Below are 24,760 nucleotides of genomic sequence, written 5' to 3' on the forward strand. Positions count from 1 at the left end.
AAGAAGGTTGTTGAGAAGCATGATACGTGGATGGGGCCTCCGGCGAAAGTTTGTCACTGTATTCCTTTTTTTAGTGACCCTTCCGACACTTTTGTTTGGCAGCTTGATTTATTATCAGGCGACAACAACCTTTAAGCAACAGGCAGTAGAAAACACGACACGACGAATGGAAACCAATGAGAAAAATGTAACGGAAATTATATCGCAAATTGAAAAGCTATCGTCCTACATGACATTTAATGAGGATTTCCGAACGTTTTTAACCTCGACAGAAACAGAACTTGCGTTGCAGCATGATCAAGAAGTGGCAAACATTCGAGGGTACATTACGTTTCAGTTTATGTCGCATGGCTATATTGATTCCATTGAGCTGCGTGGTGATCAAGGAGCTGTGCTTCATATGGGAAACCCCGTGGTGTCTGGGGACGAGTCTTATCTGGATAAGCAGGCCATTTACGCAAATGGTTATCCCATTTGGAGCAATGCATACGAAGTGGACACTCAATGGTCTGGCGAGGAGAGCGTGATTAGCCTGACTAGGTCTATTAATGACTTGACAGACATTGAGCGTTCGCTCGGTATGGTCCGCATTCGTTTGAACACAGAAGAGCTATACCACCGCATAGAAGTAAATGCGCGCAGGCAACAAGGAAAGTATTTCGTTCTTTCAAATGATGGTCAATTTGTCCTTTATCCCAAAGCGACACAGGAAAGCAAGGCCATTGGAGAAGAAGACATTCGACAGTTTGTTGTGACTAATGATTCTACGACGATGCGTTATCGAGTCGGCAAAGACAATTTCCTCGTTGTTAAAAAACCGATTGAAGCCACAAACTGGGTATCGGTCGTTGTTGTAAATGAAAATGATGTTGTTGAAAGCCTTTACAAAGTTCGCCGGTCCATAGTCAATATGATTTTGCTTTTAATTGCGTTAGGCGGCATTGCCCTTGTTGGTTTTTATCATTTGAATATTAAACGCATTACAGCACTGACTGAGCAAACGAAGCAACTGGAAATCGGTGACTTTTCAGCAAAGGTGCATGTGCCATCGAAGGATGAAATTGGTGAGCTAGGGGCACGCTTTAATTCATTGGGCGACCGTATACAACAGCATATAAACAACGAATACAAATTTAAAATAGAGCAGCGAGAAACCGAATTAAAGATGCTGCAGAACAAACTTGATCCACATTTTTTATACAACACGCTCGATATGATTCGCTGGACGGCGCGTCTAGAAGCAGCTGAAGAAACAGAGCAGCTTATTGAACGTCTAGCCACAATGTTCCGTATGTCATTAAACAGCGGCAAGCCCTATGTGAAGCTCCATGAGGAAATTTCTTATATTGAGAGCTATCTTGAGCTACAGAGCAAGCGACTTGGGGACCAACTCTCTTACAGATTGTTTGTAGATGCACAGATTATGGAAACACCTGTGATGAAGCAAATCCTTCAGCCACTTGTCGAAAATGCCATTCGACATGGCTTCGAAGACCTCCCTTATCAAGGGAAAATCCAAATCCGTTGCTTCTTACAGGAAGAAGATTTGATTATTGATATAATCGATAATGGCTGGGGTTTTACTGATGATCACGATGTTACTACAGGTGGCTTTGCCCTTGGCAATTTACAAGAGCGTTTGAGTCTCGCCTATGGTGAAGGCTATGGACTTACGATTCTGCAGCCAGCAACGGGAGCGTGGATTCGATTGACGCTTGGTCAAAAGCCATTGCTTACCGAATGACTCAGAGTGTAGACAACGTTCATAACAGCATTGAAAAAATTAGGCTGAAGGAAAGCGTTTGTCTAAACAAAGCGAGCTTTTGTAACTCCGTTAACTGTCTAAACTCGAGGTGAAATGATGAAAGCATCACTTATGATTGTAGAGGATGAGCCAGTCATTCTTCGTGGCCTCAAGGAAACAATTCCATGGGAAAATTATGGCGTGAATCTAACGGCATCGGCAAAGAATGGAAAAGTTGCCATTGACATGCTTTTGAACGATCCTTCTATTGACATCGTATTAACAGATGTTCGTATGCCACAAATGGACGGCCTTGAGTTAGCGGAATATATTGCCCGCCATTTCCCAAAAATTCATGTCGTTATTTTAAGCGGGTATGATGAATTTTCATATGCTAAAAAAGCCATTTCTTTAGGGGTGGAGGAATACCTACTAAAACCGATTAATTTAAATGAGCTCGAGCAAACGATGTCGAGGTTGTCTGAAAAAATTGGACAAGGGCACTCCGAACAATTAAAGCGTCAACATCTCACGTTAGAAAACCGGATGTACCACCAGTTATTTGAAGTGACCACCGGAGAAGACGGCGAGCATGATGCTGCCTCGATGTACGTTTTTCCAATGGTAAGCATGGTCAAAAATTATAAAGAGGAAGACTTTACAAAATGGACGAGAGAGGAATGGAAGACGAAAGCAGAGGGCTGCTTTAAGGAACAGGGATATTGGACGACATCGATGTTTATGGGCGAAAATCAACTCCTCACATGCGCAGCGGTAGTAGATACAAACGATATACCTTTATTGAGAGCGCTTCAAAGAGATTCTTCCTATCGCCTTCAATTCGTAGTTTCTGCGAAGTCCGTTCCTTTACATCAATTATCGACTGTGTGGGATGAGCTTGTTCAGACAGCGAAGGGCTTGCCTCTCAGCAAGGAGAGCATCGTGTATAGTACCGCATCTCCAGAAGTGATTAAAACCCCCCCACCCTTCGTGAGTGAGCAAAAGCTGAAGGAAGCGATTTCAGAAAACGACCGTGAGACGATGACCCACCTTGTGCAATTGTGGATCATCGAGATGGAGAGGGAAGGCGTCTTTTTAGAGGATGTGCTCAAAGAAGGAATGCAGTTATTGGATATGGTTATGGGAAGGTTTACACAAAATGGTGTCGTTTATCAATCCTTGCCAGTCCAACATTTAAAAGATGTGGATGTCACGTTGTACAATTCGTATAGCCTAGTTAAAGGGGTTCTGCTACAGGATCTCTATGACATTGCTGATTGGCTTGATGCTTCACGAAGCGATAACAAATCCTGGTTGGTTGAACAGGCGATGAACTATATTCATCAGCATTATATGACAGACATAAAGGCACTTGAAGTTGCCAAAGAAGTGCATATTTCACCGAACTACTTTAGCTCGCTATTTAAAGAAAAGACAGGAAAAAACTTCAATGAATTTGTCAATGAACTGAGAATAGCAAAAGCCCGCGAATTGCTTCAAGGAACGCATATGAAGGTGCATGAAGTAGCTGAAACGGTCGGCTTTCAAGAATACAAATATTTCTCAGAGGTGTTTAAGCGCTTTTCGCAGATGACGCCTTCTGTGTATCGGAAGTTGCTTGTGACGAAGGCTGGTCAACACAATTCAGGCTGATGAGAAACGCTCGCTTTTGTCGTTGCTTTGCCTTGTCCGGTGCTCATTGCCCTTATGGCAACTCCGCGCCTGCCAAGCCTTTGCGCCTCAAAAGGCAAACGTTTTCATTCAGCCTGAATACAGCTCGATGAAAAACGCTCGCTTTTGTCGTTGCTTTGCCTTGTCCGGTGCTCATTGCCCTTATGGCAACTCCGCGCCTCCCAAGCCTTTGCGCCTCGAAAGACAAACGTTTTCATTCAGCCTGAATACAGCTCGATGAAAAACGCTCGCTTTCGTCGTTGCTTTGCCTTGTCCGGTGCTCATTGCCCTTGTGGCAACTCCGCGTCTGCCAAGCCTTTGCGTTTAGATAAGACAAAGGTTTTCATTCAGCCTCGTATAGTGAAATGCTGTCATCGGCTTGCCTATGCATCCATTTTGAGGGCGCGTTTTATATCAATCGTCTAACGATGCTCATGATGCTGTGGTTCAAACACGTTTTCATCTGCATGTCGAACCATACAAAAATGATCTACATTGTAATGGCCATGAAGTGTTGCATTGTGATGCGCAATAATGGTCTCGGCAGAAAGAACAGGCGAATCAGCTGTCGAATGGCCGTCGCCGATGAGTGTCACATCCAAGCTGTGCGTGGTCGCTGCACGAACTGCCGTGTCGATACAGTGCTGCGTTGCACATCCCATAATCACGACGTGGTTCACTTGGTGTTTTTGTAAATGGGCGAGCAATGGCGTTTTATGAAAGGCATTGGTCGACAGTTTATTGAAGGTTTCCGCTGATGGCGGAACGTGAATGTTTTCGTGTACATCAAACCCTGGGCCCTTTCCACCACCGACATCCTCGTCCCGAATAAAAACGATCAATATCTCCTTTGACAATGCTTTCTCAATCACGGTATTAATGTTTGCAATCAGGCGCTCTTTTTCCCAAACTTGTGCTTCCTGATCGTTCCCTTCAATAAGGTCTTGTTGGGCATCGATAACGATTAATGCTTGGCTCAATTACATTCCTCCATCATTTGTTTTAGATGATCGATCCCTTATTGCTTCGACTTGTGCCTGCGATTCTTTCAGCACATAGCTCAGGAACGTATCACTGTCTTGAAAAACGACTTAAGAGCGTGACATCATTCATTTGTGTCCCAGTACTTGACGTAGTTTTCCATAGACAATGCCTTCCCATCCTTGGTCCATGCGCTTATGAATCGTTTCATTTGTATCTTTAGCTTTCGGCACAACCTCGTCTGCTAAACCCCAACCACCATGTGTTAATGTGAATTCTGTTTTCCCATCAACCTCGTTTAACTCAAAGGCAACCCACCATCCCGACGTGTCCCATGAGAACGTAAGCTGATAGGGAGGATCGACCGTCAGCACTTTGCAAGGGGACAGACCGAAGGGGGATTTCAGCGTAAATTCATTCCCTACAACAGCCATGAACGTGTTTGGCATGAACCATGCCGCTATGCCCTCTGATGTGGCAACGGTGTTCCAAACATCATGAATTGGGGCATCTAAGAGGATTGTTTTTTTAAGATCTGGTAATACGGATTCGACTTTCATAATTTTTGCCCCCTTTTGTAAGATAGGTTCATTATAGGGAGGCAAAAAGTTTCTCGTCAAGATGCAGTCAATGTTTCAAGAAAAATTGTTCACATGTTTTCCTTTCCTGACGCCCTTTAGAAAGCCTATTCCCATCGAATAATGTAAGCGATTGCTCTTTATCGTATAGAATTCTTGTCTCATTTGTCTTTCCTATAGAGACACAGTATACTTAAACAAGTGAAAAAATAAGACTTTTATCCTGTGTGTTTGCTTATCAAACATACAATATCCCTACGAAATTATGTATAGGAGTTTTTCGATGCCTCATTTTGTCTATTATCTTTCTGAAAATAGTGAGGTCCATGCGCGGCGTGGAGCCATTATTATAGATGCATTGCTGGAACGATCGTCGCAGTGCACGATCACAGTGGTTCATGGAAACATGCTCGCGTTGTTGGAGCGTCAGCTTGGACACTGGGGGGAACGTGTATCTTTTCGATTATACCGCGATGGACTATCTTACAAATATGGAAAAGACGGATTTACAATTGATGTTGTGGAAATGCGCGAGACGTATATGGCCTTCTCTGAAAAATTCCCTGAGCTTGTCGAACAAGAAGCGGCTTTTTTAAAGGAAGTGGGAGCTGATGTTGTCATCAGCGATATAGAAGCAGTGGCTTTTCCAGCAGCAAAGGATGCAGGAATTCGCTCTATTGGCATATCCAATTTTACATGGCATACCGTTTATTCGGATCTCGTTATAGAGGACGCAGGGGTGCTGGCAGATGCCTATGAGCAAATGGACAAATGGTTTGTTTTAGCAGGTGGCCATCGTGAGCCAGCATGGGGGGATCGTGTCAATGCAGGGTGGTTCGGTGCTCCAACACAGGAAAAACGCATAAAATCGCTTCGAAAGCGCTGGTTTGGCACCCATCCGAATAAACAAGTCGTGTATGTCAATTTTGGTGAGCTGATGAGAGATCAGCGGCTGCCGGAGGAGTGGACAAAGCATAAAGACACCTTGTTTGTTGTTTCCTCAGGTTTTCTAACCGGTAGTGAAAATATTGTTCCCGTCCCTCGAAAAGAGCTGCACCCACAAGATTACTTGGCGGCCTGCGATTGGGCAATGACTGTGCCAGATTGGCAGACTGTATCAAACGCCGTGCTTTCCCACGTACCAATGCGCCTTTTAGGACATGCCAATGCCATTGATGATGTTAGGTTGAATACCGTCTGTGTGAATGCTGAGTATGGAAGCACACACCTGATCGAAAGCACACAAGGCATCAACGATATTCCTTTTGTGGCCCCCCATTATAAGCATCGCGAAGTTACAAATCGTCTTAAAGACATTATTGACAATATTTTAGAGTATACGTAAATACAAGCGGACGGACAAGACAGCTATGTAACTGAAACGGAAGACATCAGTATCGAAGAAGTCATTGATATTATGCAAGGCTATTACGATGACTCACAAAACGAGACACCATAAGCAAATAAAAGGCTGTTCCAAAAGTGTTTAATCCCTTTTGGAACAGCCTATTTTATTTGAACGGATGTCCCGACTTAATACACATCCCGTGCATAACGTTTTGTTTTTGTCATCTGTTTCACATAGGTGTCCGCTTTTTCAGCGCTCATTTCTCCATAGTGGGCAATGATTTTTCGAAGCATGTGATCGACGTCCTTCGCCATCTGCTCTGCATCCCCACATACATAAAAATGCGCACCTTGTTCTAACCATTCCCACAATGTCTTGCCATGCTCCCACATGCGCTGCTGTACATACACTTTTTCTTCCTGATCCCGAGAGAAGGCAGTGTCTAGACGGTGAAGCTTCCCTTCATTGCAAAGCTGTTCAAGTTCCTTTTGAAAATAGAAATCTAGTGCTTCACGTTGTTCTCCAAAGATGAGCCAATTTTCTCCGCGAGCTTCTCTTGCCGTCCTCTCTTGCAAAAAGCCCCTAAATGGACCAATACCAGTCCCTGCGCCAACCATAATGATGGGGTGGTCGTTGTTTTCTGGTGGTTGGAAATGTGCCGACGATTGAATGAAAATAGGCACATCGGTTTCCGTATTTGCACGATCGGCGAGAAAGGCGGAGCAAACGCCTTTGCGTGCTTTCTCCTCGCATGCATACCGCACTGTAGAGACAGCGATATGCACTTCATCTGGATGTTTCATTGGACTCGAAGCGATCGAGTATTGCCTTGGCTGGAGCGGCCTTAACAGTTGAATGAAATCTTGAGCGTTAATTTGAATAGGGAACTCCTTCACCACATCGACGAATTGCCTACCCCAAAGCCAATTCTTTCGTTCCACCGTCTGTTCTTCAGTTAGTAGGTTCCCGAGCACTGTGCTTTTGGAAAGCTCAGCAATCGTTGCAAGCTGTGGATCTGTCACACGACAAATTTCATAATGACGAAGCAAGGCTTGCCCAATCGTCACTTGTTGCCCATCCTTTAGCGTGACAGGTTCATGGGGTTTAATGTTGACTACCTCTAGCAATTCCTCAACGAGCTCAGGGCAATTGGTCGGCCAAACACCTAAGGCATCACCAGTCTTGTAAGTCAATCCACTGCCAGCAAGGTCAAACACATAATGCCTCGTTTCTTTTTCCGAGCCTTGCTTGTTTAATAACGTATTTGTTTTTACTTTCGTCAGCAATGGATTTTTCTTTGAGAAGGCAGGTGCAGACACGCTCGATTCCTGAGCTGACGTGGCTTCCTCCGTGGACGATGACTCGGAAGCGAAGCGTTCCTCTAAGGCGTTGATCCATTGATTTGTCTCATCCTGATAGTCTGTGTCACAAGCAGTGCACGCCATGAGCGGTTGCGCGCCATAGGAGGAAAGCTGCTTGTCGAGTGCTTTGCCAAAGCCACAAAATTGATCATAGCTAGAATCGCCTAAGGCAAGGACAGCGTACTGAAGGGTAGCCAACGAAAGATCGTTTTTATCACAAAGGTCATTCCAAAAGCTCTCTCCATTATCCGGTGGCTCGCCATCTCCGAACGTACTCGTAATGAAAAAGGCATACTGGGTGTGTGACAAATCTGTCACGGCTGCTTCATCCATGGAACACATATGAACATCAAGACCAGCTTTCGTAAGACGTGTAGCGCATTCCTCTGCAATCTCTTCCGCATTGCCTGTTTGTGAAGCCCATAGTAGTGACACTTGAACGCGGTCTGCTGGTGGAAGAGTTGCCTTTTCGACAGCTTTTGAGGAATACATCCCTGCAAGTAACCCATCGATCCAGTAACGCTTCTCGTCTTGGATTGGAGCTGATGCAGGCATCACGGGAATGCGATCGGCTTGCTTCTCCTGTGTTCGTAGGCTTGCGATGAACCCTGCCATGTAGTGTTTTTCGTGTGGTTCAAGGGCGACCTCATCGGATGGGTCAATGCCTAAAAGCATAGCGATTGTATCGACTTGAGACAATGGGGACGCCTCCTTAGAATCGTTCGGCGGTGCGACAACACGAGACAGAGCAACGGCACAACCCTTGATTTCAGGCTGCAATGATTCTGGGTCGGTGACATCATTCGTGACATCGTTGATCGCCAGTTTTTCTCCAAACTGATCGTTCCAATGAAAGGGGGCAAAGCATTGTCTTGGCTGCACTCGCTCGGTGATGACGGCAGGGAGGATGGCTTCCCCACGACGGGATTGAATGTGAATAGCGTCCTTTTCTGTTAGTCCTAACGCTTTGGCGTCGTCAGGGTGAACTTCAACAAAGGGACCGGGGTTCAGCTTGTTTAGTTTAGCGATCTTCCCAGTTTTCGTTAATGTATGCCATTGATGCTGGACACGCCCGGAATTGAAAATAAACGGAAACGTCTCATCGGGCATTTCAGCAGAGGGCATAAAGGACCGTTTGAAAAACTGCCCTCGACCACTCTTGGTTGGGAAATACAATCTTGGCGTGCCTTTTGATGTGTTTTTTATCGGTGCGTAACGCCCATCATTTACATAGCGAATAGGGTTGCGATCCTCACTGTCGCTTGCTGGAGCTGGCCATTGAATAGAGGTTTTTCGCAGACGTTCATAGGATGCGCCTTCGATAGTGTATCCCGTTTTCTCATTGCTCGCCTGCTTTAACTCATTAAACACCTCTTCTGCGGAGGAATAACTAAATGCTTCCTTGAACCCCATTTCACAAGCAACCCGTGCGATAATCTGCCAGTCTGGCATTGCTTCCCCAGGAGGGTCAACAGCTTTCTGCATTAATGATAGATTTCGCTCTGAGTTGACCATGACGCCTTCTCCCTCAGCCCAAAGTGCCCCAGGGAGGAGAATATCCGCATATTGATTTGTCTCCGTTTCAAGATAGGCGTCCTGACATATGACAACATCGGCTTTTTTGAGCCCGGCAATGACATTGCGACGGTTTGGCACGGTTGCGACGGGGTTTGTGCAAATCACCCAGCACGCTTTAATGTCGCCAGCAGCCATCTTTTCAAACATCGAGATTGTTCCAGGGCTTGATTCAGCACGGATACTGCCTTCGGGGAGCGACCATAGATTCTCAATAAACGCCCGTTCCGTTTCAAACAGCACAGAGCGTTGGCCTGGCAATCCAGGTCCCATGTACCCCATTTCCCGACCGCCCATGGCATTCGGTTGGCCAGTGAGGGAAAAGGGACCACTCCCAGGGCGACATAATGCTCCGGTCGCTAAGTGCAAGTTGCAGAGGGCATTGGTGTGCCATGTGCCACGAGTGCTCTGGTTTAGACCCATCGTCCATAAGCTCATCCATTCGCCTGCTTCGCCAATCCATTGGGCGGCTTTTCGAATGTCAGGTTCAGGAATGCCAGTCAGCTCTGAAACCTTTTCAGGAGTATAGGTCGAAAGAAAGGTTTCCATTCCGTCCCATCCGTCTGTATTTTCGGCGATAAATGCTTTATCGACATGCTTATTTTCGATCAATAAATGGAGCAGTCCATTCAGAAGTGCGAGATCGGTCCCCGGCTTAATTTGCAAAAAAAGATCCGCTTTTTCGGCAGTAGCCGTTCGTCTAGGGTCGACAACGATGAGCTTTGCCCCCTTTTTAACTTGATCGCGCAACCGTAAAAACAAAATCGGGTGGCAGTCCGCCATATTGGCGCCGATCACAAAAAACAAATCCGTCTGCTCCATGTCCTCGTAAGAGCCAGGTGGCCCATCAGCGCCAAACGACAGCTTATAGCCGCTGCTTGCCCCTGACATGCAAAGCCGTGAATTTGATTCGATGTGTGAGGTCCGTACAAAACCTTTCGCTAGCTTGTTGATTAAATACTGCGCTTCTAAAGACATCTGACCGGACACATAAAAGGAAAGCGCATCTGGTCCGTGGGCTTCCAACGTCGTTTTCAATCGTTGAGCCGTCTCAGTAATCGCCGAATCAATAGAGAATTTTTCAGGCATATCTCCACGAGCTAGTCGGCGGTGGGCGTAAGCCATTCGACCTGAATCGGTTAATGCCTGAGCGCTAGAAAGGCCTTTTGTACAAAGACGACCAAAGTTTGTCGGGTGGTCCTTGTCACCAGACACCTTGACTATCTTTTGATCCTCCACCTCGAGGACGATGCCGCAGCCGACACCACAATAGGGACAAACACTTTTGATTTTTTCGCTCGCCACGTATGCTCACCACAAAACATTTCGGATTAGGTTGTTTGTGCCTCACAGCAAAAACAACCTTGTGTACTTTACACTATAATCTGTTTTGTGAATGTTCTCATGACTCTCGTGAAGTAGTCTTCCATGGAAATGTATTTACACGTAAGTTGATTTGTTTAAATAGTGAGAAGGGGCGTCACCAGTCACCTTTTTGAAAACGCGGCTAAAATAATATGGAGGGGATGCAGCTGAAGATCCCGCAGGAAAGCAAGACTCCGAGGAAGCTGAAGCCGTGCCCGGTGGCATAGAATACACGACGAGGTCTTCTCGAGTCGATGTTGCACTTGTACCCTTTAGGGTGCAAGCGAAGTATTTTGACGAAGCGGACAATGCCTTGCTAGCAAAAAGACGCCACCGCTTTTTTTATGCACACCATTCACTTCTCAACCCTTCACAGAGCCGGTGAGCACGCCCTTTTCGAAGAATTTTTGCAAAAACGGATACAGCACAAGAATCGGGAGAGTTGAAACAATGATGACGCCGTATTTCATTTGATCTGCGTATCGCTGACCGTTTTTTTCAGTTTAAATGGATCACTCTACTTCATTGAAGAGACGTCATGAACATAGCTGTCCATCACTTTGATTTTTCCGTCTTTATGAGCGTGGAGCTGATACACGTCACAAAAAGCGTAAGTATGAGTGCCCATGCTCATCGTCCCGTTGACGGAAGCCACTTTCCCGTGGGTGATGAGCTGATCGATGTTGAGCTCAATCGCAACAGTGTCCATCCTCATTTCCTCAAGTTTCTTCACAAAATTCTCTTTTCCTTCTATGATACGTCCTTCAACATGAAGCCTCCAAACGACATCGTCTGTGACTTGATCGGCTAAAAAGGCGATATCACTTCGGGCGAATGCTTCATTAAATTCCTTGAAAAAAAGCTGATTTTTTGTTGTTACCATGTCGTTCCCTCCTTGGTTTGGTTGAGCAAAAGAATAGTTGTTTGCTGTGTCGTATCCGCTGTGATTATTATTAAAAATTACTGTACGTCTGTGATCGGGCAAGAAAGGTTTTCATTAGTACTGGAATGGAGATCAAAATGGGCGGGTCTCCTTGATCTGGTTGTATGAGAGTCAATGTTTGTGGGGGAACCGGTTCAAAAGGGGTGACGACAATAGGCTCTTTTGACCATGCGCGAAGCGTCGTTTGCGGCAAAAGGACGTCCATAGCACCCATGCCCCATGTGACTGAGGTGGCCATTAGATAATACAAACCCGGTTTGACATGTGTGAAGCAAAAGGAGCCAGTGGAAGGAAGTAAAGTGCCATACAGAGGTAATCCTTCTGGAATTGGCTTTGCAAATAGGCCAATCAAAATGCAGCCCTGAAAAGGCGCAGAGCTATTAATCGTACCATGGACGACACCTTCCGTCGTTAACGCAGCGTTATGATGAGTCCAATCGTTAAACGCTTGCAAAACACTGAAAAGCTCTTGTGTGTCCTCTGAAGATTGACGAAACTGAGAGGGCGTTACACCGACCTTATCCGTAAAGCGAGTCGTAAACGTGCCCAAACTTTGTTGACCAATCTCCAGTCCAATGTCTCGTATTTTCAAATTGGTTTGGAGGAGCAGTTCCTTTGCTTTTTGTAAACGAAGAGCAGACACATAATATTGCGGGGAAAGTCCTGTTGCTTCTTTAAATAAGCGTGAAAAGTGGAATGGGCTATAAGAAGCATAACGAGCCAAATGAGTAAGCGTGAGCGGTTCATCAAGATGCTGTTGGATGTAGGTTTGCATTTCCTTCATATCGAATAGAGTGGCTGTCGTCATTGAAGAACCTCCAAAATTATGATGGAAGAACATTTGTTCTGTATACTATATCATAATTTGATAAAGAAGGAAATAAAAAGCTTGACACCACAATTCGGATTAACATTGATCTTATAGTCGTCTGATTAGATTTCAGCGACTGCTTCTTTATCAAAACAACCCTTGTTTCAGTGTGCGAATATAGGTTTCTGAAATACGTGCGGTCATACACTCGCTTTCCGCGGGCGAACTGCGTGCCTCCTCGGCGCATATGAATGCGCACTGCGGGGTCACGCTTAGCTCGCTGTTCCCGCAGGAGTCTCGCTAGTGACCGCTGTTTTTTTAAAAGAATACTTTTTTAAAAACGAAACGATTTCCCTCCATTCTCAACGGACATTGAGAAAGGGACAAATGATAACAATGAAGCTGTTAAACCTTAGAGGACGTGATTAAAGAATAGACACATTTTTTCATCGACAGGTATAGTAGAGTTAACCACGACTAATTGGCAAGAACCATAAAAAACAACTTTCCATAGTCAGTCGTCCAGTTTCTCCATAAAATCCTTCATTAGCTTGTTTGTCTCATGGGGCAATTGTGCGTGGACGCGATGGCCTCCTTCTTTAAATAAGTGAATCGCAGCGTTGGGCCAAAGGGATAGGGCACGCTTGCGCATTCGTCGAGCAGAGTGGACAGGACTTCTCATGCCGAGCACCAAGAGGAGGGGCACCTGAATGGATTCTAGTTCTTGTTTCTTCATATATAAAGGTGGGGTTCGCAGCATTCGAAAATCCCTCATGGCGGATACAGAAAGCTTTTCTTGTAATGGGTCAGGAGAATACGCGCACATCCATTTATACAATCGCTTTCGCATTGCATCAGGGCCAATCAGTTGCGCCCAAAGAAGCTTTGCCCAAAACAGGAGAGAAAGTCGAACGATGGCTTGTGCGGGCTCTGTTAAGAGGAGGCTTTTCACTCGGGAAGCATGCTCACGAGTGTACCGAAGTGCTAGCCAGCCTCCGTACGATGTGCCGCCGAGATGAAAAGCGGTTAGATGAAGCTGACCGACAACCTCTGATAACCAGGACACTGCATCTTCAGGCAAATGGACGGAATCCGTTTGTTCACTTTTCCCTGCATCCCCCAACATGTCAATGACATAAACGGTGCGTTCGTTGCCGATGGCTTCAAGATTATTGACCCAATCGTTACTTGTGGCATTCAATCCATGGAGCAGAATCAGAGGCGTTTGCTTGCTAGCCCCATACGTATATAATTTGGTTGTGCCAAAGGAGGTTTCAAGAGACATCATTGTCGTGGAGGCTGGCCATTGGGACAGGGCGTCATCATATAATGAAAAGAAGCGATTTTTTGCCGTCTCGTTTTTAAAATGGCCAAGCATTTGTTTCTTCTTCTCCCGTCGTTTCATCGGTGCCTCCTTAAGATTCAGTCACACTTAGTATACCTTGTTTAACAGGACAATGAAAAAAGGAATCGAAAAATGTCCACATCCGTGGTATGGTAAAGGAAGGACAAGATATAGAGCATTTCGTAAAGGGGAGAGGCAGAGTGAAAGGATTGTTGGCCAAACAATTGGAGAACGCTTATCGGTCTGAAGAAAAATCCTTGCATGAATTGCAGCTCAGTGAACTTGAAGGTACAGAATCAGGACTAGATGCCCTGCACGTATATGAACGCTTTGTCGCTGAAGTGACAGAGGATAAAAAAGGCGAGCCCTATTTCTTTTGGGGCTAAGCCTTTTTTGTTTGTCTGAACATGAACCCGTCTTTTGAAGAAACAGCTTGTACAATCAGAAATAGACGCCTTGCTTATTAAAAAATGTCATCAGCCTCCGTGACAAAACTGCGTTAACAATGCATTGAATCACGGTTGTAAACGCTTTAAGATAAAAATAACAAAGCGTGTAAAAAAGGGAGGAAAACGGCATGGCTGAAACGAGCACACTGCGTTTAAAAGTCCAGAAATTCGGTAACTTTCTAAGCAGCATGATTATGCCAAACATTGGCGCCTTCATTGCTTGGGGGATTATTACAGCACTATTTATTGCTGATGGGTATTGGCCGAACGAGAAACTTGCAGCTTTAGTTGGTCCAATGATTAATTACTTGCTACCGCTCTTAATTGCCTATACAGGCGGTAAGTTAATGAACGATGTGCGAGGCGGGGTTGTAGGTGCTATCGCCGCAATGGGTGTTATTGTTGGGTCGGACATTCCTATGTTCCTTGGAGCGATGATCGTCGGGCCACTCGGGGGCTATTTGCTGAAATTGGTGGATCGTCTCTTTCTTGATAAAGTAAAAACTGGTTTTGAAATGTTATACAATAACTTCTCTGCGGGTATTCTAGGTGCTGTTTTGGCTGTATTGTCTCTTTTGGCAATAGGCCCTGCAGTTATTACCTTGCAAACTGGCTTGGCAACCGGCCTGGAAGCCATCGTCGCAGCTGGCTTACTGCCACTCACCAGCTTGATTGTTGAACCAGCAAAAATTCTCTTCCTGAACAACGCTGTGAACCATGGGATATTTACTCCAATCGCCACGGCAGAAGCTGCAGAAACAGGAAAATCAATTTTGTATCTAATTGAACCGAACCCAGGTCCTGGACTTGGTGTGCTATTAGCCTTCACCATTTTCGGAAAAGGCGCTTCAAAAAGTTCAGCACCAGGTGCCGCAGTGATCCAGTTTTTTGGTGGGATTCATGAAATTTATTTCCCTTACGTCTTGATGAAGCCAATGCTTCTTCTCGCCGTTATCGCTGGTGGTATGAGCGGTGTGTTCACGTTTGCCTTGCTTGATGCGGGCTTGCAATCGGCGCCGTCTCCAGGAAGTATTTTTGCGCTGATCGTGTTTGCTCCAAATGGAGGACTATTGTCCGTACTAGCTGGGGTGCTCGTCGCAACAGTGGTTTCGTTCCTCATTTCGGCAGTCATTATTCGAGCTGGCAAAGGGGAAGATGACCTTGCTGGAGCTGCCGATAAAATGCAGAGCATGAAAGGCAAAAAGAGCTCTGTGAGCGACTCATTCAAAACAGACAATGCAGACACAGATAAAAGCGAATTTTCATATGCGAACGTGAACAAAGTGGTGTTCGCTTGTGATGCAGGCATGGGCTCAAGTGCAATGGGTGCCTCCTTACTGCGGAAGAAGTTTAAAGAAGCGGACATTGACATCCCTGTTACGAACACTGCGATTAATCAGTTGCCAGATGATGCAGATATTGTCATTACGCACAAAGACCTTACCTCGCGTGCTAGAGATAAACGTCCAGATGCACACCACATATCTGTAGACAATTTCTTAAACAGTCCGGCGTATGAAGAGCTAGCCAATGAATTGAAAAAATAAATTAATTGTCCCTCTGCCAATGTGCACGAGGGATGATTGTCTTTAGGTGTATTTGGGAAAAAGAGAAGAAGGGAGGGATGGCCACTGTATCTGTCAGGACGAGAACGACGAATTCTTGATCTCCTTTTGAATGCCAGGGAGGAGTTGACCGTAAAGGAGCTTGCTTCTGAATTAGACGTCAGTGTGCGTACCATTCATCGCGACTTCCCACAGCTTAATGACGTGTTGAAAAAACATCAGCTCACGCTTCAAAAACGTTCAGGAGCAGGTTTGCAGATTCACGGAGATGAACAAGCAAAGCAGGCTCTAGCCAATACGTTGCAGCTAGCGACCAAAACTGATTTTTTGCCAGAAGAGCGGCAGGCAATGCTTATGGCTGCGCTGCTTCAAGCAAGCGAACCTGTGAAGCTGTTTTCCTTGGCGGACGACATGCATGTGACGATGGCGACGATCAGTCATGACCTTGATAAAATTCAGACAACGCTTGAATCCCACGCCTTATTGCTTGTACGAAAAAGGGGATATGGTGTAAAAATTGAAGGTGAAGAAGGAGCCAAGCGGGCTGCGCTCAGTCAGCTCATTTCGAGCAATGTGGATGCCTACGATGTGTTTACAACGTTTAAAGAAAAGCTTTCGTCGTCCCCTTCTTTAAGTCTTGTCTCACAACGGCTCCTCGGTCTCGTCGGCGAAGACACGCTTTGGAAGATTGACGCTCATGTTCGGAAGATGAGCGATGGATTGCCGTATGAGCTGGCCGATATGTCAAGAATCGGTCTTGTCATTCATTTGGCTTTGGCGATTGAACGCTTGAAACAAGGCGGTCGAATTCAATTTGACCCATTGGAGCTTACGCAGTTAAAGGGAACGAGAGAATTTCGCGTTGCCAAGGCGATGATTGCTGGTCTGGAGACCGTTTTTTCCATCCCTATTCCGGAAGATGAAATTGGGTATATCACAATGCATCTGTTAGGCGCAAAACTGAAGGCCAATGAGCCGGACGTGTTATCGAACCTGGCCTATCAGGCAAAGGAATTCCTGCGCCTAGTCGGAGAGGCGATTGGGGAACAACTCACAGATCGTCATCGATTACTAAATGATCTAATGACGCATTTAAAGCCGACGATCTATCGGTTGCGCCAAGGCATGCAAATTCAAAACCCACTTCTCGAGGACATTCGCACAACGTATCCAGAGCTGTTTGACATCACTGCTGAATGCGCACGAGAAGTCTTTCCTGAAGTCTCATTTCCTGACGATGAAGTCGGTTTTTTGTTGCTGCATATCGCGGCAGATGTGTTGAAGAGGCAAGCGAAAAGAACGTTGCACACACTCGTCATCTGTTCGAGCGGCATTGGTACGGCAAAACTGCTAGCCACACGACTGCAACAGGAAGTGCCCGAGATTACGCAAATTGATAATCGCTCATTGTTTGATTTGGATAAGCTAAATCTTGATCAGTATGACTTAATTGTTTCGACAGTTCCTCTAAAAGGAATGTCCCATGACTATATTCTGGCGTCACCTATTTTATCGAAAGCAGATATCCACAATATCAAAAAAGCCGTCATACGAGTTTCATTAGTGCACAAAGAAGGCGAGATGTTAAAGTCGTTTGGGCCGACGGAGGAGCACTCAACGGAAGCTATTGTTCAACAGTTAACCACAATGCATCAGTATTCCACGGCCGCTCTGATGATTATTAAAGGGTTTCGCATTCAACAATTAACGAAGCAAGACACATTGGCATCACAGCTTGCCTTCATCTGTCAGCAACTTGAGGAGGACGACACGCTTCGCGACAGCCCAGGCGTTGTCGAAAAGCTCCTGCACCGCCAGAGGCTTGGAGGTCTCGGCATTCCAAAAACATCACTCGCCCTTTTTCATACACGAAGCCCGTCCGTTTTGCAGCCAAGCTTCACGATGTATAGGCTGAGTCATGCGATTGATGTGCCGGGAATGGATCAAGTGGACATGAAAGCCTCCACTATCCTCATGCTGCTGGCGCCAGAACAATTGGATCAAGAAACGTTGACGCTCTTAAGCACGATTAGCTCGCTATTGATTCAGGACGAAGAAAGCACAACGCTTTTTGAAGAAGGAAACGAACAAGAGCTACGCCAACGAATCGCCGCGGAGCTATTCCAAAAACGACCAACTAAAGGAGTGTAAGTGTATGAGCAAAGCCATTTTACCTACATCTAACATCGAGTTGAACGTACAGCTAGCATCAAAAGAGGACGCCATCCGTTACACAGGCAATATTTTGGTGAACAATGGGTACGTCGAAGCGTCGTACATTGACAAAATGCTTGAACGCGAAGAAATGACCTCCACCTTTATTGGCAACAGCGTAGCGATTCCACACGGGACAGATGAAGCAAAAGCGGCTGTGTTACACACGGGCTTGGCCATTGTAACCGTTCCTGACGGTGTTGATTTCAACGGCAACACGGTGCGAGTGCTGATTGGGATTGCTGGGAAAGGCGATGAACATCTCGAGATCCTCTCCAATATCGCCATCGTTTGCTCTGAAGAAAGCAATATTGAAACGATCGTAAACTCTACCTCAAAAGAGGATGTCATTGCTTTGTTTTCCGAGGTCACTGAATGAAGGCCGTTCATTTTGGTGCGGGCAATATCGGTCGTGGCTTTATCGGTGCTCTACTGTTTGAAGCAGGGTACGAAACGACCTTTCTCGATGTCAATGACAAGCTGATTCAGGCGATTAATGACCAGAAGCAGTATCACGTTGCGCTGGCGACAGATGAAAAGGAAGAGACGTTAGTACAAAACGTCTCTGGCATTAACAGTGCTAGTGACACAGATGCCGCGATACGAGCCATTTCGGAAGCGGATCTTGTCACAACAGCTGTAGGCCCAAACATTCTTCAGCATATTGCAAAACTGCTCGCAGAAGGCTTGCGAAAACGGTACGAAAGCAATCAACAACCACTAAACATTATTGCTTGTGAGAATATGATCGGTGGCAGCTCCGCTTTAAAGGAACATGTCTTCACCTATCTCGAAAGAGCGGAGCAAACCGTCTTCTCCGAGCTGTATGGCTTTCCAGATGCCGCTGTCGATCGGATTGTGCCAAACCAAACGCATGAGGATATGCTACGGGTGACCGTTGAGCCGTATTTTGAATGGGTCGTCGAAACCGCTGATCTGAAAGGCGGTCAGCCACCAATCCCAGGCATCAAGTATGTGGATGAACTCCGCCCGTATATTGAACGTAAGTTGTTTACCGTGAATACAGGGCATGCCGCTGCCGCTTACCTTGGCTACTTGAAAGGGTATAGCACAATTAACGAAGCGTTGCAGGTGAAATCCATTCGCGCAATGCTTCAAGGCGCGTTAAAGGAATCAGGTGAAGCCCTTATTCGTACGTACAGTTTTGATCGCGACGAACACGCTGCGTACATTGAGCGCATTATCCAGCGTTTTGAAAATCCGCACATCTCAGATGACGTCACCCGCGTCGCCCGCGGACCAATCCGCAAGCTTGGGCCAAACGACCGCCTCATCCGCCCAGCAAAGCTTTACACGGAAGCTACTGGCGAGCCAGCAGGTCAGCTAGCGTATATCATTTCCGCCGCATTAAAATACAATTACCCAAACGATCCCGAAGCCATGGAGCTTCAAGAACAGATCAAACAACATGGGTATCAAAAGACACTGGAAACAATCGCCGAGCTTCCAGCGTCCCACCCATTAACATCAGCCATTCTGAATTATTTACCAGCATAGTCATATATGGGAGCTTCCTAATTGAGGGAAGCTTTTTTTGCGTAACACTTTATGATAAATCATCAAAAATCTATACCGGGACTATCGATCTATTTTCGTAGAAAAACGCACTTTTACACACTTGAGGATTGAAGGATAAATATTCCTGTGATAATAATTGGAACCAATGGAATATCGATCAAAATACCAAATGATTGATAAGTACCAATCAACAATTTTTTCTCAGGAGGTTTATATGATTTCTCTACGTCTTATTGTTAGGTCGGCTTTTGCTGTTGTCATCACAATCTTCATTCTTTCAGGGTGTACAGACAATCAGGAGCCATCAAATAACGAAAATGCAAATAATAAAGAACTCGAAAAAGCAGTTGGTGGGAAAGATGAACAACAGATAGATAGCTATGATTCAGAGTTACCGGAGAACGTTCTGCGCCCTGAAACAATGGACGCTTTAGTATCGTTACCTGTTGGGCCCTTCGCTGGTTCGCTGGCAGAGGAATACGACGCTGAAGAGGTCAAAAAAGCTCTGGATACATTCCCGAAAATCACGGGAGAAGCGTCACAGCAAGAAAGGGAAACCTACGTTAAAAATATAATTGCTTTGTTTGCCGAAGACTACACGCCACCATCTGCCGTGACAGATCAATGGAGAATTAAAGATCTTCCGCCGCCACCTGCCATTCAGGATGGTCGTTATCAACTTAAACCTAACCTGAACGTTGAAATTGTTCTTGATGCCAGTGGCAGTATGGCAGAGGGCGTTGATGGAGACACGAAAATGGCCCTGGCCAAAGAAGCGATCCAAAGGTTTTCCAGAGAGCTGCCGGAAGAAGCTAACGTAGGGTTGCGTGTGTTCGGTCATAAAGGAACGACAGCGTTTGCCGACAAAGAAATCTCCTGTCAAAGCAGTGCGCTGTTTTATGACATCCAGCCATACGATGATGACAAGCATCGATGATGCACTGGAAACGTTTGAACCAAGCGGATGGACTCCGCTAGCCAAAGCGATTCAAGATGCGACAAAAGACCTCAGCGCGTTCCATGGCGAATCGAACACCAACATTCTTTTTATCGTCAGTGATGGGAAGGGAATGTGCGGTGGAAATCCGGTTAAAGCCGCGAAGGAAATCCGTGATTCCAACATTCAACCAATCGTTAATGTTATTGGATTTGATGTTGACAAGGAAGGCGAAGCGCAATTAAACGAAATCGCCAAAGCGGCCAATGGCACATTTGCCCTGGTACAGCATGAAGAAGCCTTAGAGGAACAGTTTGAAAAAGCCAGAGAAATTGCAGAGAAATGGGCGGGCTGGAAAAGTGAATCCATCCAGTATATTAGGGATGCTAAATCAAAAGCTACAGTATTATTAAGAGCGTATGGGTCAGAGACCGTCGATAAAAACCGCAGATTTCGTTCAAATGTTAAATTCGCATTAAGTTACCTAAGTGAAAAAAATGATATGGATTTTGGCCTGTCTGCAGACCTTTCAGGCATGAGAAGAGACTGGTCCAGCCGGGCAGGTGACATAGAGGATAATGTGACCAGCAGCTTTTATGACCAAAGAGACCGAATTTTTGATCAGATGCGGGAAAAAATTGAATCAAAAGCTGAGCAAAATGAATGATTCCTTATGATTAATGGAACTTTCGCAGGTGAAGGAGGAGACGATGAAAAGCATTACACCTTTTACAAAGAGACGATGTCTTATAATTCTCCTCTCCGTTTTGATGATCAGTGGTTGTTCAGATGGGGAAAAAGAAGAACCAGTATCAGATTTAAGTAACAATGAAGCGGACGAAGCAAACATGAAGACCGAGGACCGGCCAAAGGCAGCGGACGAAACACCGAAGTGGCTGCTTTACCCTGAAACGATCGAGGATTTGGTTGAACTCCCTACAGGAGAATTCGCAGGCGCCACGTTTGAGGAAAACGCCGAAGCAATTAAAGAAGTGCTCGAAGGTTTTCCTTCATTGTCGGAGGAAGCATCCAAAAAGGAAAAAGAAGCCTATCTAAAGAAAATTGTCGCTATGTTCACCGAAGATTACTCTCATCCTTCAACCATTTCGGATCAATGGGCGTTAACGGATCTGCCGCCTCCTCCCGAAATTGAGGACGAACGGTATGAATTAAAACCAAACCTCAATGTGGAGATCCTTCTTGATGCAAGCGGTAGTATGGTGGAAACGGTGGGGGACTCCACGAAAATGGATCTTGCTAAAGAAGCGATTCAACAGTTTTCCAACGAATTGCCGGAGGCGGCGAATGTCGGCTTGCGTGTGTTTGGGCACAAAGGGACAACAGCGTTCGATGACAAAGAAGCGTCCTGTCAAAGCAGCGAGCTCGTTTATGAGATTCAGCCGTATGATGGTGGTCAAGTGGATGACGCACTGGCAGCTTTTGAACCAAGCGGATGGACGCCACTTGCCTTGGCCATCCAGGATGCCACAAATGACCTCAGCGAATTCGATGGAGAAACGAATACAAACATCTTGTTTATCGTCAGTGACGGCAAAGGGATGTGTGGAGGCGATCCAGTAGCAGCTGCTGAAAACCTCAGCAGCTCTAACATTCAACCGATCGTTAACGTCATTGGATTCGACGTAGACCAAGAAGGAGAAGAGCAATTGAAAGAGATTGCGGAGGCGACGGACGGCCTTTACGCCCTCGTTCAGCATGAAGAAGCGTTGGAAGAGCAGTTTCAAAAAGCCAGAGAAATTGCGGACCGCTGGGAGGAATGGAGAAAGCGTGCAACAAGTTATTTGGTAGAGGAAAATACCGGAGGATCAAGCCTCATTGCAGAGTATTTAGATCAGATGGGCGATCAAACAGCACAAGTTGCATATGACAATATTGATTTTGCAATTGATTATTTGTATGAAACATCGAAAATTGAGTCTGCGGTATCTTCAGATTTTAATAGTTGGAACACAGACCGCGTGGTTAGGATTTTAGATATTATAAATGCTGAGGTAAATCATTTATACGAGACAAAAGAAGATACCTTTGACAGCACTTGGGAAGAAGTCTACAAGAAAGCTGGCGAAAGATAGCGGAATAATATTTCGTTTGACTATCACCTCATCAGGTTTTATAACCTGTTTTCGGCTCTGCAGGTGATATAGATAATTATGATTGCCACCGTGCAGAAAATAATTCCACTCTCTGTTTCTTGACCAGTGTTCAAAGATGACCAAAAGAAGACCTCAAACATACTACATGGTTTTGTCTGCAAAGGTGAATCAAACATTATCAAAACATGGAGCTATACTGAAGAAAAGAGTATAGCTATAGGATATATGTTTTATGTATGATGGGACTGTCATATCTATCTCCAAGGTGTTGAGGCAAATTCAATTGCTGAGAGAGAAAATATTGGAACTTAAATCTTTGCCTCCACCCATAATCTCTAATCAATCGAAGGTGGCCCCAGTGAGCAAAAAGGAAAAACGATGGCTTCGCTTTGCAGTTGATGATCACCGGCTTTTCTTTGTAGACGATACGAGGAAAGCAAATGCTATTAAAAGGAAGGAAATAAAGTGGGAGATCAAAGTCAACTACTTAATAGTTTTAATTAAAAAGTATATAATATCCTTTTCGGTCCAGCGATATTCGGAGTTTTTCCTGTTTTGGGTCCAGACTTGTCGATACCAATGTTTTGGGTATGGGTAACTGTGATGATCGTGCTGTCGGTATGGGCCGTTATAGGGTATTATCGTAAAATGTATGAGTTTGTCTCAAGCAACGCATTATTTAATGTGGTAAACGGGGATATTATGGCACTGTTCTGTTTAATCCCTTTGTGGAGAGTAGTTGGTGCTCATCTTTGGGTAGGCGTAGTACTGTTATGTCTTTATTTCTTTTGTCTGGTATTAATACATGTAAACAGGAAGATGATTTTTGATGGAATTTATGGAAAGAAACGAAATAGCTTTGGAAAGATTTTTCTGTTGTTGCCCTTTATAATAGTTGGTCTGTCGGGTGGTGGCTCGTACGGGTATTCGGTCTCTTTACAGACTAGTTTTGGTTACGATTCATCGTTAGTGGTTATGAGCGCACTTTTGGGAGGTTTCGGTTTTATTTTTTTAGTATTGTTTCATTGTTTATGGGTGAAGTTCGAGGACAACAATAATTAGCGCAAACTCAAAATGGCATGGAATAGGCCTGTCTATCCTTTATGTTAAGTACATGAATTGCTGCATCAACATTATCATTCCCCAAAGCCTAAAGAGCAATCGTCGTGTTTTCTTTGCAGCTGGTGAATCACTGAGTTGTTGGATTTCGCTTGTTGTGTTAGGCAATGTAGAAATGCATAACATTGCAATTGCTCCTACATAGTAATGCAACTTGACACGGAGCCTCTATGGGCATGCACTAAACGCCAAGAAGCCATGCGCCATAAGGCTTTGGCTTTGCCAAAAAGGCTAGCACGCCCAACTCTCCGTGTAAAGTTGCAACGAAATATCGGCTTGCAAAGTTATGCACTATTGTTTTGCACTACACACTTGTGACAGCTGGTGGTGAATGAGGAGGGAAAGTTTGCTCCATACATCGAGTTTAAATCGTTATGACAATGTTAGTTCTTAAAAATGGGATTAACATTTTATAGCTTATGCTCAAAACATATCATTGTTATATGGTAACAATCGACTATTCTCATTATGTAAAGTCCTATTAACATGGAGGATTTATCTATGATAAAAAAAACAGAACTTGTGCAGAGTGTGAAGATACCTCAAGCAGTAGTCGAAGCATCTAAACCTTTTGAAACTCAAAATGAATCATTGTTATTAACTATTCCAAAAATTTCTCATGGGGGAACTGAATTTTATTACCTCGCCTTTGCCCCGAAACTGGAGGAGCAAATTATTGTAGCGGAAGATGGAAAAATTCCTCCAGTAGAAAAGGTGGAGCACGTTTGTATGATTGCTAATATATATATGAAAAGCCTTACAGATATAAGAGAAATAGGATACCTTTGGGCAAGAGAAAAAAGAATTAAACAGTTTAAGGAAACAAAAGAAAAACTTCACAAAATAAAAAACGCTACAAAAAATAATGATGTTATCGCTGCGTGTTCGTCACTTATCAAAACTTGTGAAGCTATTATTGTTACACATAAGGAATTGATTAATACTGTTAAAAAAGTAAATGACATGCTTCGAAATACAATAGTCTTGCAAAAAATCACTTATGAAGAAGGTTCTACCTCGAAATCAGTGCTTGACACTTTACCCTGAAAGTTGATGCCGGTTACACTCAACTAAAATTCCCGCTTTGTAATAGTCGTGGTT

At 44.9% G+C, this 24,760-nt stretch carries 18 protein-coding genes and 1 pseudogene; 12 read left to right on the forward strand and 7 right to left on the reverse strand.

The window, feature by feature from the left end; translation table 11 throughout:
* Nucleotides 1-19: 19 nt before the first annotated feature.
* On the forward strand, nucleotides 20-1,744 hold the full coding sequence (locus EV213_RS14115) for a sensor histidine kinase (RefSeq protein ID WP_133581195.1): 1,725 nt from the start codon (nucleotides 20-22) through the stop codon (nucleotides 1,742-1,744).
* A gap of 114 nt (nucleotides 1,745-1,858) precedes the next feature.
* Nucleotides 1,859-3,397 carry a response regulator transcription factor gene (locus EV213_RS14120; RefSeq protein ID WP_133581196.1) on the forward strand — a complete coding sequence of 513 codons (1,539 nt, stop codon included), beginning with the start codon at nucleotides 1,859-1,861 and terminating at the stop codon, nucleotides 3,395-3,397.
* 440 nt (nucleotides 3,398-3,837) lie between these two features.
* On the opposite strand, the gene EV213_RS14125 is transcribed toward EV213_RS14120, so the two are convergent.
* Both EV213_RS14125 and EV213_RS14130 read right to left on the reverse strand, forming a co-directional pair.
* Complete coding sequence (locus tag EV213_RS14125) at nucleotides 3,838-4,395, reverse strand: isochorismatase family protein (protein ID WP_133581197.1); 558 nt, start codon at nucleotides 4,393-4,395, stop codon at nucleotides 3,838-3,840.
* 129 nt (nucleotides 4,396-4,524) lie between these two features.
* A complete protein-coding gene (locus EV213_RS14130) occupies nucleotides 4,525-4,956 on the reverse strand; it encodes an SRPBCC family protein (protein ID WP_133581198.1) in 432 nt (143 codons plus the stop codon).
* Nucleotides 4,957-5,257: 301 nt separating this feature from the next.
* On the opposite strand from EV213_RS14130, the gene EV213_RS14135 reads away from it, so the two are divergent.
* Nucleotides 5,258-6,319 carry a hypothetical protein gene (locus EV213_RS14135; protein WP_133581199.1) on the forward strand — a complete coding sequence of 354 codons (1,062 nt, stop codon included), beginning with the start codon at nucleotides 5,258-5,260 and terminating at the stop codon, nucleotides 6,317-6,319.
* A gap of 188 nt (nucleotides 6,320-6,507) precedes the next feature.
* Here the strand turns inward: EV213_RS14135 and EV213_RS14140 are convergent, their stop codons facing one another.
* From EV213_RS14140 to EV213_RS14160, 5 genes and pseudogenes are all read right to left on the reverse strand, one after another.
* On the reverse strand, nucleotides 6,508-10,563 hold the full coding sequence (locus EV213_RS14140) for a bifunctional nitrate reductase/sulfite reductase flavoprotein subunit alpha (protein ID WP_133581200.1): 4,056 nt from the start codon (nucleotides 10,561-10,563) through the stop codon (nucleotides 6,508-6,510).
* Nucleotides 10,564-10,985: 422 nt separating this feature from the next.
* A pseudogene (locus EV213_RS21080) lies at nucleotides 10,986-11,111 on the reverse strand (carbohydrate ABC transporter permease); the annotation flags it as partial.
* A gap of 29 nt (nucleotides 11,112-11,140) precedes the next feature.
* Nucleotides 11,141-11,506: a nuclear transport factor 2 family protein gene (locus EV213_RS14150; protein WP_133581201.1), complete on the reverse strand. Its 366-nt coding sequence runs from the start codon at nucleotides 11,504-11,506 to the stop codon at nucleotides 11,141-11,143.
* 70 nt (nucleotides 11,507-11,576) lie between these two features.
* Entirely contained in the window at nucleotides 11,577-12,374 is a 798-nt protein-coding gene (locus EV213_RS14155; RefSeq protein WP_133581202.1) for a helix-turn-helix domain-containing protein, read from the reverse strand.
* Nucleotides 12,375-12,891: 517 nt separating this feature from the next.
* Nucleotides 12,892-13,782: an alpha/beta fold hydrolase gene (locus tag EV213_RS14160; RefSeq protein ID WP_133581203.1), complete on the reverse strand. Its 891-nt coding sequence runs from the start codon at nucleotides 13,780-13,782 to the stop codon at nucleotides 12,892-12,894.
* A 140-nt stretch (nucleotides 13,783-13,922) separates the two neighbouring features.
* Between EV213_RS14160 and EV213_RS14165 the strand changes: the two genes are divergently transcribed.
* From EV213_RS14165 to EV213_RS14205, 9 genes are all read left to right on the forward strand, one after another.
* Nucleotides 13,923-14,108 (forward strand): hypothetical protein, encoded by a 186-nt coding sequence (locus EV213_RS14165; RefSeq protein ID WP_133581204.1) that lies wholly within the window; start codon nucleotides 13,923-13,925, stop codon nucleotides 14,106-14,108.
* A gap of 191 nt (nucleotides 14,109-14,299) precedes the next feature.
* Entirely contained in the window at nucleotides 14,300-15,718 is a 1,419-nt protein-coding gene (locus EV213_RS14170) for a PTS mannitol transporter subunit IIBC (RefSeq protein ID WP_133581205.1), read from the forward strand.
* A 36-nt stretch (nucleotides 15,719-15,754) separates the two neighbouring features.
* Nucleotides 15,755-17,887 carry a BglG family transcription antiterminator gene (locus EV213_RS14175; RefSeq protein ID WP_133581206.1) on the forward strand — a complete coding sequence of 711 codons (2,133 nt, stop codon included), beginning with the start codon at nucleotides 15,755-15,757 and terminating at the stop codon, nucleotides 17,885-17,887.
* Nucleotides 17,888-17,891: 4 nt separating this feature from the next.
* Nucleotides 17,892-18,329 (forward strand): PTS mannitol transporter subunit IIA, encoded by a 438-nt coding sequence (locus EV213_RS14180; RefSeq protein WP_133581207.1) that lies wholly within the window; start codon nucleotides 17,892-17,894, stop codon nucleotides 18,327-18,329.
* Entirely contained in the window at nucleotides 18,326-19,468 is a 1,143-nt protein-coding gene (locus EV213_RS14185) for a mannitol-1-phosphate 5-dehydrogenase (protein ID WP_133581208.1), read from the forward strand. Before EV213_RS14180 ends, EV213_RS14185 begins: the two co-directional genes overlap by 4 nt.
* A gap of 235 nt (nucleotides 19,469-19,703) precedes the next feature.
* Nucleotides 19,704-20,426: a VWA domain-containing protein gene (locus tag EV213_RS14190; RefSeq protein WP_166639322.1), complete on the forward strand. Its 723-nt coding sequence runs from the start codon at nucleotides 19,704-19,706 to the stop codon at nucleotides 20,424-20,426.
* Nucleotides 20,389-21,093 (forward strand): vWA domain-containing protein, encoded by a 705-nt coding sequence (locus EV213_RS14195; protein WP_133581210.1) that lies wholly within the window; start codon nucleotides 20,389-20,391, stop codon nucleotides 21,091-21,093. The genes EV213_RS14190 and EV213_RS14195 overlap by 38 nt, the downstream gene beginning before the upstream one ends.
* A gap of 43 nt (nucleotides 21,094-21,136) precedes the next feature.
* On the forward strand, nucleotides 21,137-22,519 hold the full coding sequence (locus EV213_RS14200; protein ID WP_166639323.1) for a VWA domain-containing protein: 1,383 nt from the start codon (nucleotides 21,137-21,139) through the stop codon (nucleotides 22,517-22,519).
* 1,641 nt (nucleotides 22,520-24,160) lie between these two features.
* A complete protein-coding gene (locus tag EV213_RS14205) occupies nucleotides 24,161-24,706 on the forward strand; it encodes a hypothetical protein (protein ID WP_133581212.1) in 546 nt (181 codons plus the stop codon).
* Nucleotides 24,707-24,760: the final 54 nt, after the last annotated feature.

Origin of the sequence: Aureibacillus halotolerans (assembly GCF_004363045.1) — a bacterium.
Taxonomy (GTDB): Bacteria; Bacillota; Bacilli; order Bacillales; family DSM-28697; genus Aureibacillus; species Aureibacillus halotolerans.